The organism is Methylibium sp. (genome assembly GCF_013817345.1).
Taxonomy (GTDB): Bacteria; Pseudomonadota; Gammaproteobacteria; order Burkholderiales; family Burkholderiaceae_C; genus Methylibium.
Window position 1 is genome coordinate 22,187 of the sequence record NZ_JACDCW010000012.1, and the last position, 12,279, is coordinate 34,465.

The following is a 12,279-nucleotide window of genomic DNA, read 5'->3' on the forward strand; positions in this document are numbered from 1 at the left end:
CCGCGCGATGCCGCCCCTCACCCCAACCCTCTCCCGCAAGCGGGAGAGGGAGCCGACTGGGCTGCACGGCCGCGACGCTCAGCGAGTCGCTTCGACCACAGTCCCGATGGCCCGCCCCAGCTCGATCACGGCCAGCGCGTAGTAGCTCGACTGGTTGTAGCGCGTGATCGCGTAGAAGTTCTGCGTGCCGGCCACGTAGCTTGGCGGGTCATCGCCGTTGTGCACTTCGACCAATGCCAGCGGGCCTTGGTGCGCGCGGCCAGCGGCGTCGAGTGCTGCGCCGCGTTCGGTGAATTCCGCCGCACTGAAGCTCGGCAGGATGTCGGGTGCCAGCAGGACCCTGCGGTTGCTCTCCTCGACCGGCACGTTCACACCGTAGTGCGTGTTCATGCCGGGCTGCCAGCCGAACTCGGCCAGATAGTTGGCCACCGAGCCGATCACATCGGTCGGGCTGCCGTGAAGGTCGGTGCGGCCGTCGCCATCGAAGTCGACCGCGTAGTAGAGGATCGAACTCGGCATGAACTGCGGCATGCCGCTCGCCCCCGCATAACTGCCGAGCACCGACAGCGGATCGATGTCCCGGCTGCGGCAAAGCAGCAGGTAGTGCTCGAGTTCGCTGCGGAAGTAGCCGCTGCGGTCGCGCCGGGCCTCTTTCGGGAAATCGAAGCTCAGCGTCGCCAGCGCGTCGAGCACGCGGTAGCTGCCCATGTGGCGGCCATACAGCGTTTCGACGCCGACGATGCCGACCACGATCTCGGCCGGCACGCCCCAGCGCGCCTCGGCTTCGCGCAAGGCAGGCTCGTTGTCGCGCCAGAACTGGACCCCGGCGCGGATGCGCACCGGCTCGACGAAGCGCGCGCGGTAAGCGGCCCAGTTCCTCGCCGTGCCGGGCGTTGTCGGCGGCGGGGCAATCAGCCGCGCCACGCTGGGCTCGTAGCGTGCCTTCGCCAGGGTGGCTTCGACCCAGGCGGGATCCAGCCCGCGGCGCTCGGAGATGCCGGCGGCCATTGCCGGCAGCTCGCTGCGCGCACCGTAGCTCGTGCTGTCGCTGGTCTGTGGCGCCTGCACTGCGCGCGGGCCATCGACACCGGCCGCGCAGGCCGTCGCCGCAAGGCACACGAGACAGGCGGCCAGTGCGGCGGGCGGAAAGACGGTTCGGGTCATCGGGATGTCTGGGCGAAAGGGTGGGAGAGGGGTTGCTGAGCCGGCGGTCTGGGAAGCGCCTGCAGGGCCTGCACGCCTTCGGCGGCCAGACGGCGAGCCTGAGCTCCCGCTGCACGAGCCGACAGGGTAGCGCCGTCGGGCTTTGCGTAACGCAGCACGTCGAGTGCCCGCAGTGCCTGGGCCGCCGGCGCCGCGGCGTTTGCGCCGAGTTCGTGCTCGAGTGTGGCAGCCAGGCCGCGCGGGGGCAGGCTTTCGCTCGCACAGACGCCATGAGCCAGCGCGGCTCGGCGGATACGGGCATAGGCGCGCAGCCAGGGATCGCTGCGCCGCTGATCCAGCCAGGCCCAGGCCGCGCCGAGCAGGCCAGCCACCGCGACCACGCCGGCCAGCACGATGCCGAGGTCCTGCCAGCTCGGCGAGCTGAAGCCCAGGTTCTTCATCAGGTCCAGTTGGCTGCCGCGCGAGTAGTTGAGCACCCACTGCCGGTAGCCGTTGTCGAAGCCCTCCCACAGCGCTCGCACGTTCGTGAGCAGGCCCGGTGCGAGCCCGTCGATGGCGCCGGCCACGAAACCCGGCCGCGCGAGCAGCGCCTGGCTGCGGCTGATGCGCTCCGGCGCCACTTGCGAGGTGGGGTCCGCGCGCGTCCAGCCCGTGCCGGCCTGCCAGTACTCGGCCCAGGCGTGGGCATAGCTCTGGCGCACGACGAGGCTCGTGCCCTCCTCGTCCCGCTCGGCGCCCTGGTAGCCGGTGACGATGCGCGCCGGCACGCCTGCCGCCCTCATGGCCACCACGAAGGCGGCGGCGAAGTGCTCGCAGAAGCCTTGCTTGCGATCGAACCAGAACTCGTCGATCGCGTCGCCGCTGCCGTCGTCGTCGTAGGTGCCCGGCGTGAGCGTGTAGCTGTAGCCCTCGCTGCGGATGCGGCGGTAGAGCAGGGCGGCCAAGCCATCCGCATCGTCCGCCGCCAGGCGTGCCTCGCGCTTCAGCGCCGAGGCCCAGGCCAGCAGGCGCGGGTTGTAGCCCGCGGGCAGCTCGAGGTAGTCCTGCAAGTCGGGCACCGCCTCGAGCGGGCCGTGCTCGAAGCGCGGCCAGGCCTGTGCGGTATAGCGCAGCCGTTCCGTGACGGGGCGGTGGGTGATCCAGTGCAGATCGGCACGCTGCACGGTGCGCAGATCGTCGAGCGGCGGCAACACGGGCGTCGCTTCGAGCACCGGGATCATGGCCAGGCGCAGCGGCTCGAGGGTCAGTTCGTAGTCCACGGGTTCGCCCAGTGGCCGCAGCTCGGCGTCCGAGCCCGTGTGGGCTGCGAAGCGCGGCTGCAGCACGCGCCACGCGTCGCCGTCGAAGCGGCCGAGCACCGGACCGCGGAAATACAGTGCCTCGGGCGGCGGCGGCTTGCCTTGGAGGAAGCGCACGCGCAGCGCAATGCTTTCGTCCAGAGCCAGCTCGGCCATGCTGCCCATGCGCATCTCGCCCGACAGGCCGGTGCTTGCACCGGCGTCGCGCGGCAGTCCCCACAGCGGCCCGACCCGGGGGAACAGCGCGAACAGCAGCGCCATGACCGGGGCGCCGAGCAGGGCGAAGCGCCCGGCCAGCCGAGCGGCCTGGCGCAGGCTGGGTTGGCCCACCGGCATGTGCGCTAGCACCAGCGCGGTGAGTAGTCCCCAGACCGACACCACGGTTGCCGCTGCGATGGCCAGCGATTGCGAGTAGAGAAAGTGCGTGAGCACGAGAAAGAAGCCGAGAAAGAACACGGCGAAGGCGTCGCGACGCGCGCGCAGCTCCAGCGTTTTCAGGGCCACCAGCACCACGAGCAGAGTCACGCCGGCCTCCTTGCCGGCCAGCGTGTTGTGCGTCCACGCCGTCAGCGCCAAGGCCAGCAGCAGGATGGCGACCAGCACCCAACGGCTGGGCAGCGCCGCGCTTCTGAGCGCGAGTGCGCCGCGCCACAGCAGCATGGTCGCCGTGAGCGCGCTGCACCAGAAGGGCAGATGGGCGGTGTGCGGCAGCACAGTCCAGCCGATGACCGCCAGCAGGAAAAGCGTGTCCCGCGCCTCGCGCGGCAAATGGCGCCAGCGTGGCCAGGCGAGGCGGGGCAGTGCAAAGGCAGCCGCGCCGGCGTTTGCGGTGCGCACTCTCGGCGTCGCACGCCGTTCCACCGTGGGAGGGCCTGCGCTCATGGCGTGCTTTTGCTGCCTGCGGTGTCGTCCCCGAATGGGAGAACGAACCCTCTGGTGGGGACCCGGCGGCGGTTCATGCGTACAGCGCCAACGCTTCCAGGCCGGCGCGCTGGTGCGCCTCGCCCTGGGCGGGCACCAGTTCACGACCCGGCAGCCGCAGCCCCCAGTCGATTCCGGCGCGTTCGCAGGCCAGTACCCACGCCGCCAGCCGAGACAGACGCTGTTCCGGACCGTGGGCGCCGGCGGCGGCCCATTCCAGCCAGAGCGCCTGATGTGTGGCACTGCTGGTGTCGCGGCTGACCAGTTCGCCGCCGGTTTCCAATGCGCGCGCAGCCTTTTTCCACACGACGAGCTTGAGCGGGTCGCCGCGCCGGTAACTGCGGATGCCCTCGATCTCGCCACCTTCGCTGCGGCGTGCTGCCTCCTTGCCGCTGCCGGAAGAACGCGCCGCCGGCAGCGGTGCTGCGGGCCGTTCGGGCTGCGGATAGACCAGCACGCTGGCGGCCGGCCGCCATTCGCTCCAGGCGCGAAACAGGCCGAGCGGGAAGCGGGTCTCGAGCACCACGTCGGGCAGCGCCAGCCGGCCGCGATGCGTTGCGGTGAAGCTCAGGCGCGCTGTCGCCTGCCCGCCGGCCGGCACGTCGACCCAGCTCCATCGCCGCGCTTTGTCTGCGCTGGCCAGTCGCAGGCCGACGCCGTAGCGAGCCCTCGGGCTGCTGCTGGTGAGCACGCATTCGACGATCGCCGCGTCGCCGGCGAACACGGCGGCCGGCGTGCGCAGGTGCAAGGTCAGCGCCCGCAGCGTGTTGTGCGTGACATGCAGGGAAACCACGCCGCTGCCCGCGAGCAGGAAGGTCAGCAGGTAGCCCAGGCTGAGCTGGTAGTTGATCGACGCGACGAGCAACGCCAGCAGGGTCAGCGCGAACGCCCAGCCCGCGCGCGTGGGCAGGATGTAGACGTTGCGCTGCGTCAGCAGCAGCGTGTCGGTGCGCGGATGGCGCGCCTGCCACCAGGCGCGAGCGCGGGCGCGCAGCGCGTCGCCGAAGCCGGCGAGTGCAGGGCGCGGCAAGGCTGCCACCGTTGCGACCCTGCGGCTCAGGGCAATGCGACGGCCTCGACCATCGCACGCACCTGCTCGCGCGGGCCGCGTCCGGCGCCCGCCACGGGCATCAGGCGGTGCGCGATGCATTGCGCGATGACCGCCTGCAGATCGTCGGGGGCCACGTAGTCGCGCGCGGCCATCAGGGCTCGCGCCTTGGCGGCGCGCAGCAGCGCGATGCCGGCGCGCGGGCTCAGGCCCTCGGTGAACCATTGGCCACCCCGGGTGGCCTCGATCAGCGCCTGCAGGTAGTCGAGCAGCGGCTCGCTGGCATGCACCGCGAGCACGGTTTGCTGGGCCGCCTGCAATTCGGCCGGGCTCATGACCGGCCGCAGATCGCCAATCGCCTCGCGGCGGTCGCGCCCGGCGAGCAACGCACGCTCGCTGGCGCGGTCGGGATAGCCGAGCGTGATGCACATCAAAAAGCGGTCGAGCTGGCTTTCGGGCAGCGGGTAGGTGCCGAGCTGATCGCTCGGGTTTTGCGTGGCGATCACGAAGAAGGGGGCGGGCAGGGCACGGGTCTCGCCTTCCACGGTGACCTGGTGCTCCTCCATCGATTCGAGCAGCGCGCTTTGCGTCTTGGGGCCGGCGCGGTTGATCTCGTCGGCCAGCAGCACCTGCGCGAACACCGGGCCGGGGTGGAACACGAAACTTTCCTTGCCACGCTCGTAGATGGACACGCCGAGCAGGTCGGAAGGCATGAGGTCGGCAGTGAACTGCACGCGTGAAAAACGCAGGCCCAGCGAGACGGCGAGCGCATGCGCCAGGGTGGTCTTGCCGACGCCGGGCACGTCTTCGATGAGCAGGTGGCCGCCGGCCAGCATGCAGGCCACCGAGTCTTCGATGCGGGCACGCTTGCCGACGATAATGGTGTCGATCTGATCGACGAGCTGGTGCAGCCGGGTGTGCAGACTCATGGCGCGCACCATAGCCCAAAGCCCTGCCTCGACCGACCTCTCAAGTCAAAGACAAATGGCCACCGCCTACTATTCCCACCCCGCGTGCCGCGGCCACGACATGGGCGCCGGCCACCCGGAGAGCCCGCAGCGGCTCGACGCGATCGCCGACCACCTGATCGCCACGGGCCTGGACCTCGCGCTCGAACGCCGCGAGGCGCCACGCGCCGAGGAAGCGGCCCTGATGCGGGTCCACGACGCCGCCCATGTGGCGCGCTTGCGCGAGCTGATGCAGCGGGTCGATGCGTCCGGCACGCATCGCGCGCTCGACCCCGACACCATCGCCGGCCCTGGTACCTGGGCCGCCGTGCTGCATGCCGCCGGCGCGGCGGTGGCGGCCACCGATGCCGTGCTCGACGGCGAGGTCGAGAACGCCTTCTGTGCGGTGCGCCCGCCGGGACACCATGCAACGCGCGGGCAGGCGATGGGTTTTTGCTTCTTCAACAGCGTGGCCATCGCGGCGCGCCATGCGCTGGAGGTGCGGGGCCTGGAGCGCGTGGCGATCATCGACTTCGACGTCCATCACGGCAACGGCACGGAAGACATCGTCGCCGACGACGAGCGCATGCTGATGCTGAGCTTCTTCCAGTACCCGTTCTATCCTGGGTCGGGCACCGTGCCGCTCGGCGACAACATGGTCAACGTGCCGGTGCCCGCCTACACCAAGGGCCCGGAGATCCGCGAGCTGATCGAGACCGAATGGCAGCCGCGCCTGGACGCCTTCAAGCCTCAAATGCTGTTCGTGTCGGCCGGCTTCGACGCCCACCGCGAAGACGATCTGGGTCAGCTCGGCCTGGTCGAGGCCGACTATGCATGGATGACGCAGTGGCTGATGAAGATGGCCGCGCGCCATGCGCAAGGGCGCGTCGTCTCATGCCTGGAGGGAGGCTACAACCTTAGTGCGCTGGCGCGCAGCGTCGCGGCGCATTTGCGGGTGCTGACGGGCGCCTGACCGAAAGCGGCCGGGCCGCGGCGCGGCGCGGCCACGGCGATTCACCGCCGTCGGGCTCGGGCTCATGCCAGCGCGCCCAGGCCGAGCAGCATCAGGGCATGCACATGCGGCTCGGGAATCGCCGGCACGCGCGGCGGATGGGCCAAGGGCCTGTTTGCTGGATCACACGAATCCTCATTGCGTTGACAGGCCCTAGACTGCCGCCGCAATGAACAAGCAAATCGACGGTCTGCCGGCACTGCTCGCGGCACTGACCCATGCGACCGCGCTGGCCGAGTTCGCCGTGCTGGCGGCCTGTCTCCTGCTGGCCCTGCTGGCGACACGCCTTGTGCGCGGCGGTGCGCCGCAGCCGAGTTCGTCGATCTGGTTCGGCAAGCACCTTGTCGACGGTGTGCTGTTTCCCGCGCTGGCATTGCTCGCAGCGGTTGTCGCGAGGCACGCGCTGGAGGGCGTGGTGCCGATCGCGGTGTTCCGGCTGGCCATACCGATCCTCCTGGCATTGGTGGTGATTCGGGTCGTCGTGCGCGTGCTGTCGGCCGCGCTGCCGCGACTGCGGTTCGTGCGTGTCATCGAGCGCAGCGTGTCGTGGCTGGTCTGGCTCGGGCTGGTGCTGTGGCTCACCGGCGTGCTGCCGCTGATGCTCGCCGGGCTCGACAGCCTGAACTGGAAGGTCGGCGGCACGCAACTGTCCTTGCGCAACCTGGTCGAGGGCGTTTTGTCGGCGGTGGTCGTGCTCATGATCGTGCTGTGGGTTTCGGCGGCGATCGAGGCCAGGCTGCTCGCAGGAGCCATCGAGAACCTGTCGGTGCGCAAGATGGCGGCCAACGCGGCGCGCGCACTGCTGTTGTTCGTCGGCCTGATGCTCGCGCTCTCGGCCGCGGGCATCGATATCACCGCGTTCGGTGTGCTGGGCGGCGCGATCGGCGTGGGCCTGGGTTTCGGGCTGCAAAAGCTCGCCAGCAATTACGTCAGCGGCTTCGTGATCCTCGCCGAGCGCAACCTTCGCATCGGCGACACGGTGAGGGTCGACAACTTCGAAGGCCGCATCACCGACATCAAGACCCGCGCCACCATCATCCGCGCGGCGAACGGCCGCGAGTCGATCGTGCCTAACGAAATGCTGACCACCCTGCGCGTCGAAAACGCCTCGCTGGCGCAAGAGCCGGCTGTCATGACCTCGACCGTGGTGCAGGTTGCCTACGGCACCGACGTGGCGGCGCTGCGCGAGAAGATCCTCGTGGCGCTGGCCGACGTTTCGCGCGTGGCGAAAGACGGCGAACACGTCAGTGACGTGCACCTGACCGACTTCGCGGCTCACGGCCTGGAGCTGACCGTGTGGTACTGGAACGGCGATCCGCTGAACGGGCAGTCGAACCTGCGCTCCGAGGTAAATCTTGCAATCCTCGGCGTGCTCGACGCCGAAGGCATAGAGATCGCGAATGCGCAGCGAACCGTGCACCACCGATCGATGCCTGCGGCCGGGGCCGCACCGCCTGTGGCGCCTTGATTCGAAAGGCCACGCCCGAGCGCGGCGCGGCCTTCAGCCGGTCGCCGTGAGCGACCAGTGGGCGAACTGCACAGTGCACTCGATGCCGGTCGGTTCGGCTTCGCGCCAATCGACCTCACCGCCGAGCTGCTTGACGCGCTTTCTCACGCCGCCCAGTCCCAGCCCGTGCGCCCAGGCTTGCGGATTGCGGCCGCAGCCGTCGTCCCGGACCGTGAGTTCGAGGCGATCGTTGCTCAGGCGCAGCCGCACGACCAATCGGGTGGCCTGCGCATGCGCAATGGCGTTGCTGACCAGTTCGCGCAGCACCCGCGTGAGTGCGGACCACTGCACCACCGTGAGTTCGGCGTCGCGGTCGAAGTGGGACTGCCAGTCGAGCGCCACGTGGGCGAGCTGCAGGCGCTGCTGCACGGCGGCCTTCCATTCGCCGGCGGCATGCGAGAGCCGATGACTGCCGACCGCCAGGCCGCGCGTGAGCGTTTTCAGATCCTGCAGCGTGTGGCGGATGTAGTCCTCCTGCTCGGGGTTCGACGCCTGGTACATGAGCGTGAGCAGGCGCGCGCCGATGTCGTCGTGCAGATCCTGTGCAATGCGGCTGCGCTCCTCGCTTCGGCCACGCTCGACCGCCTGGTCGAAGGCGACGGCGCGCTTCAGTTGCTCGACGATGCGGTCGGCCAGCCGCGCGTCTTCGTCGGTGAACAGGCGCTGGCCGCGCTGCGAGAAGCGCAGCACCAGCGTCTGTTCCGTGCGCTCGCTGCTGCTGCGGCTCAGGTCGGGCACGGGCACCAGCAGGGTCGAGCCGTCGCCGCTGGTGCGCGCGTCGGTAGTGAGTTGCGGCGTGATGGCGGCCTCGAGCGGCTCGAACAGTTCGCGCAGCAGGCTGAGCAGCGTCGCCGCAGCGCGCTGCGGCCTGGCCTCGACCTCGCGTGCCATGCGGTACAGCCGCTCGAACAGGCGCTCCATGCTCACCATGCCGGCGCCGCGCAGGTGGTTAAGCATCCACTGCCGCACGCCGGCATACAGCCCCAGCGACAGGAATACCGACAAGGTGATCGAGGTGAACTGGCCGAACGAGAACGCGGCGACGAAGAGCAGATCGAGCGAGGTCGCCACGGTGCTGATGCCGGCCAGCAGCGAGAACTCGCGCAGCACCTGCTGCGACTTGGCCAGAAAAGGCATCAGCAGCAGCAGCGAGGCCAGGAACACCACCCAGATCATCGAGCCGACCGTGGCGATGCCCTGCTGAACGCCCGGCTGCTGGTTCGCCGCGGCAATGGCCGCGGTGAGCAGGATCCAGGTCCCGGCCGTGACGCTGCCGAAGCGCCGCAGCACCACGGCGAAAGGGTGCGGCTCGATCCGATAAGACCAGCTCAACAGCGCGATCGCGCCCAGGCCGAACAGTCCGCCGCCAATCTGTGTCCACCACCAGGCTTGCGGCAATGCGCCAGCGAGGTGAAGAATGAGCAACGTCGCGGCGGCCATCCAGCCGAGGGATGCGATCAGCACGGCCTGTGGCAACCGGCGCGGATGCACGCAGGCGGCATGCAGGATCGCAGCCCCCGTGAGCAGGTCGAAAGCGGTGCGCGCATGCACCTCCCATCGCGCGTAGAACGGCGGCAGCGTCAGGTCGAGCGCAGTGCCGGCAGCGATGAAAAGCAGGTTGCCGCACTGCGCCAGTGCCATGAGCGCGTACAGCGTATTGCGCATCGACGGTCTCACCAGCACGACCACCAGCGCCACCAGATACAGCAGCAACGCCAGGGCGCTGACCAGCCAGTACAGCAGACCCAGGCGCAGGCTGCTGCGCGGCGCAAGCCGCAGCTGGGCGGTGCCGCCGTCGGCGAAGAACAGCCGCACCTGCTGCTGCGAAAGCGCCGCATGCAATTGCAGGTGCAGTTCGCGGTGTCGCGCACGCTCTGCGTCGCCGGGCGTCCAGCGCGGCGAGCGCTGCAGTGCCAGCGCGTCGAACACCGCAATACGCGCATCGTCGCCGATCACCCCGAGCAGGGCTCGGCCGATGAAGGGCTGCAGCGCCGGCGTCTCGCTGGCCGCCAGTTCGAGCTGGCCTTGCGCATTGGCGTGCCACACCGCGTCCAGATGCGGTTGCGCGGCGAGTGCGCGCGTCAGCAGGAAAAGCGTCACGCAACCGAGCAGTGCCGCGGCGATCAGGAGCCGAAGTCGCCAGCGCAGCCAAGGCGAGCTGCGCAGGCCGGAGGGCAGCCATTTATGCAGCAGCGTGCTGTCGATGTCGTTGTCGTCCGCGCCGCCGCCGGCAGGGCCTTCATGCGCGGAGCTCAGCGCGGGGATCGGCCGGGGCGCTCTGTTCACGGGAAGACCGTCGATTCGATCGCTGCCGAGCCCGCTCAGGCGGCGGGGCGCCCGCTCACACCAGGCCCTGCTTGCTGGCCAGCACGGCGGCCTCCGCGCGGCTCGAGACGTTGAGCTTGCGGTAAATCGCCTTGATGTGATCGTTGACGGTGAACCACTTGATGCCCATCAGCCCGGCGATTTCCTTGATGGTGAAGCCCTTGCTCAGGTAGGTGAGTACCTCGGTCTCGCGCGGCGTCAGGCGCTCGTGATCGGGCTCGGCGTAGACCGGTGGCTGGGCCGGGCGCGCGGTCTGGAAATCGCCGGGCGCATGCGCGCTGTCGAGCGACATTGCCCCGGAGTCGCCGCCTTGGCGAAAGTGCGACAACAGCCGGCGCGCAATGGCCGGTGAGAGCGGCGGCTGCCCGCGCACGATCTTCTGCAGCTCCTCGACCAGCACCTCGAAGCGGTCTTCCTTGAGCAGGTAGCCGTCGGCGCCGCACTGCAGCGCCGGGAACAGGTGGTCGTCGTCGGAATACAGGGTGGTGACGATCTTGGTGGCGCCGTGATGGGCCAGCTCGGTCAGCAGTTCCAGGCCGTTGCCGTCGGGCAGCTCCAGGTCGACCAGCACCAGCTTGAAAGGCTCGCCGCCCGGCGCTGCGTGGCCGATGCCGAGCTGGCGGCGTGCAGACTCCAGATCGCCGGCTTCGGCGATGCCGGTCACGTCGGAAAAGCTCTCGCGGACCACTCGCGTCAAAAAATTGCGTGCTACCGGGTTGTCTTCGACGATCAACACCTTCACGGCCATGACAGGCTCCTTAGATTGAAATGCGCGCGGGTTCTGCTGTTCGCATCGGGGCGGTGTACCTGCTGCGCGATCACTTCGACGTTGGCACGCTCGATGCAATCGAGCGCGGCCTTGCTGGAAACCCAGGCCAGCGGCACCAGCTCGGTCGCCAAGGCATCGACGGCTGCTTCATACGTGGCGTGATGGATGCCGCGCACGTCCAGCCCCGTCGAGCGGTGCATGAATTCGAAAAAGGGCTCCCACGCTGCCTGCGTTTCGCCCAGCGTGGTGGTGATCACGCCGAAGGCCAGGGGAGGCGGTTCGGCTGCCGGCGTGGCACGCGCAGCGAGACCGGCGAGTGCAAGCACGGTCAGCTTGAGCAGCGTTCGTCGCACGACGGCGTTCCTCGGCAGCAGGGGGGACGCCGCGAATTTAGCACCCGACCCCGGCGCGACCGGCCTTCTTCGCCCGCAAGAGGGTCCGTTCTAGCCGGCTTCCCCCGCCGTGGGGATGACCGTGTTCAGTCGTTGCGCAGCACCAGCTTGCCGTGGACCTGCCGGCGGGCCACCAGCTCGAACGCGCGGGGCAGTTCCTGCATGGCCAACTGCTGCTAAATCACCGGCTTGATCTTGCCGTTCGGATACCAGCTCGACAGCTCGGCCAGCACCTTGGCGTTGTTGCCGGGTTCACGGCGCGCGAACTTGCTCCAGAACACGCCCACCACCGAGGCGCTCTTGAGCAGCGCCAGGTTGAGCGGCAGGTTGGGAATGGCGCCTGCCGCGAACCCGACGACGAGGTAGCGGCCGCGCCAGGCGATCGAGCGAAACACCGGCTCGGTCAGTTCGCCGCCCACCGGGTCGTAGACCACATCGGGCCCCTTGCCGGCGGTGGTGGCCTTGATCTGCTCACGCAGATCGCCCCGGCTGTAATCGATGGTGGCATCGGCACCGAGCCGGCGGCACAGCGCGCACTTCTCCTCGCTAGACGCCGCCGCAATCACCGAGGCGCCCCTCGCCTTGGCGATCTGGATCGCCGTGGTGCCGACGCCGCCTGCTTCATCTGGTACTTGTTCTGCACGATCAGCAGATCTGGAAAGTTGAGGCTGGCGCAGCGGATGGCAACGCGCACCTGACCGGGCTTCGGTTCGGGCGTGGGCAGCTCGGTCCACTTCAGGGCGTCGGGGCCGATGGGGTCGTCGCAAAGCCAGGCGTGCATGGGCTTTCCTGCAAAAGGGGCGTCGTTGTCGCAGCGGTCGCCGCCATCATAGGCAGCGTGGGGCTTCGCAGCGGTCGCGCAGGTGACGCACAAAGGCGTCTTGCGCGCTCCCTAC

General features: G+C 69.3%; 9 protein-coding genes and 1 pseudogene. 2 read left to right on the forward strand and 8 right to left on the reverse strand.

Annotated elements, in window-relative coordinates:
- Nucleotides 1-78: 78 nt before the first annotated feature.
- From mltB to H0W40_RS03865, 4 genes are all read right to left on the reverse strand, one after another.
- Nucleotides 79-1,164: a lytic murein transglycosylase B gene (mltB, locus tag H0W40_RS03850; protein ID WP_292443359.1), complete on the reverse strand. Its 1,086-nt coding sequence runs from the start codon at nt 1,162-1,164 to the stop codon at nt 79-81.
- The gene (locus H0W40_RS03855; RefSeq protein WP_292443361.1) at nt 1,161-3,344 is read right to left on the reverse strand and encodes a DUF3488 and transglutaminase-like domain-containing protein; all 2,184 of its coding nucleotides are present in this window, start codon (nt 3,342-3,344) and stop codon (nt 1,161-1,163) included. The genes mltB and H0W40_RS03855 overlap by 4 nt, the downstream gene beginning before the upstream one ends.
- A gap of 73 nt (nt 3,345-3,417) precedes the next feature.
- On the reverse strand, nt 3,418-4,422 hold the full coding sequence (locus H0W40_RS03860) for a DUF58 domain-containing protein (protein WP_292443364.1): 1,005 nt from the start codon (nt 4,420-4,422) through the stop codon (nt 3,418-3,420).
- Between the two features lie 17 nt (nt 4,423-4,439).
- Nucleotides 4,440-5,360, reverse strand: a complete 921-nt coding sequence (locus H0W40_RS03865; RefSeq protein ID WP_292443366.1) for an AAA family ATPase — start codon at nt 5,358-5,360, stop codon at nt 4,440-4,442.
- Between the two features lie 55 nt (nt 5,361-5,415).
- Between H0W40_RS03865 and H0W40_RS03870 the strand changes: the two genes are divergently transcribed.
- Nucleotides 5,416-6,351, forward strand: a complete 936-nt coding sequence (locus H0W40_RS03870) for a histone deacetylase family protein (protein ID WP_292443368.1) — start codon at nt 5,416-5,418, stop codon at nt 6,349-6,351.
- A 208-nt stretch (nt 6,352-6,559) separates the two neighbouring features.
- Nucleotides 6,560-7,858 carry a mechanosensitive ion channel domain-containing protein gene (locus H0W40_RS03875; protein WP_292443371.1) on the forward strand — a complete coding sequence of 433 codons (1,299 nt, stop codon included), beginning with the start codon at nt 6,560-6,562 and terminating at the stop codon, nt 7,856-7,858.
- A 33-nt stretch (nt 7,859-7,891) separates the two neighbouring features.
- On the opposite strand, the gene H0W40_RS03880 is transcribed toward H0W40_RS03875, so the two are convergent.
- The 4 genes and pseudogenes from H0W40_RS03880 to H0W40_RS03895 form a co-directional block, all read right to left on the reverse strand.
- Complete coding sequence (locus H0W40_RS03880) at nt 7,892-10,183, reverse strand: ATP-binding protein (RefSeq protein WP_292443373.1); 2,292 nt, start codon at nt 10,181-10,183, stop codon at nt 7,892-7,894.
- 55 nt (nt 10,184-10,238) lie between these two features.
- Nucleotides 10,239-10,970, reverse strand: a complete 732-nt coding sequence (locus tag H0W40_RS03885) for a response regulator transcription factor (RefSeq protein WP_292443375.1) — start codon at nt 10,968-10,970, stop codon at nt 10,239-10,241.
- On the reverse strand, nt 10,961-11,344 hold the full coding sequence (locus H0W40_RS03890) for a PhnD/SsuA/transferrin family substrate-binding protein (RefSeq protein WP_292443377.1): 384 nt from the start codon (nt 11,342-11,344) through the stop codon (nt 10,961-10,963). The genes H0W40_RS03885 and H0W40_RS03890 overlap by 10 nt, the downstream gene beginning before the upstream one ends.
- 125 nt (nt 11,345-11,469) lie before the next feature.
- Nucleotides 11,470-12,164, reverse strand: a pseudogene (locus H0W40_RS03895) (zinc-binding dehydrogenase).
- Between the last annotated feature and the right edge of the window lie 115 nt (nt 12,165-12,279).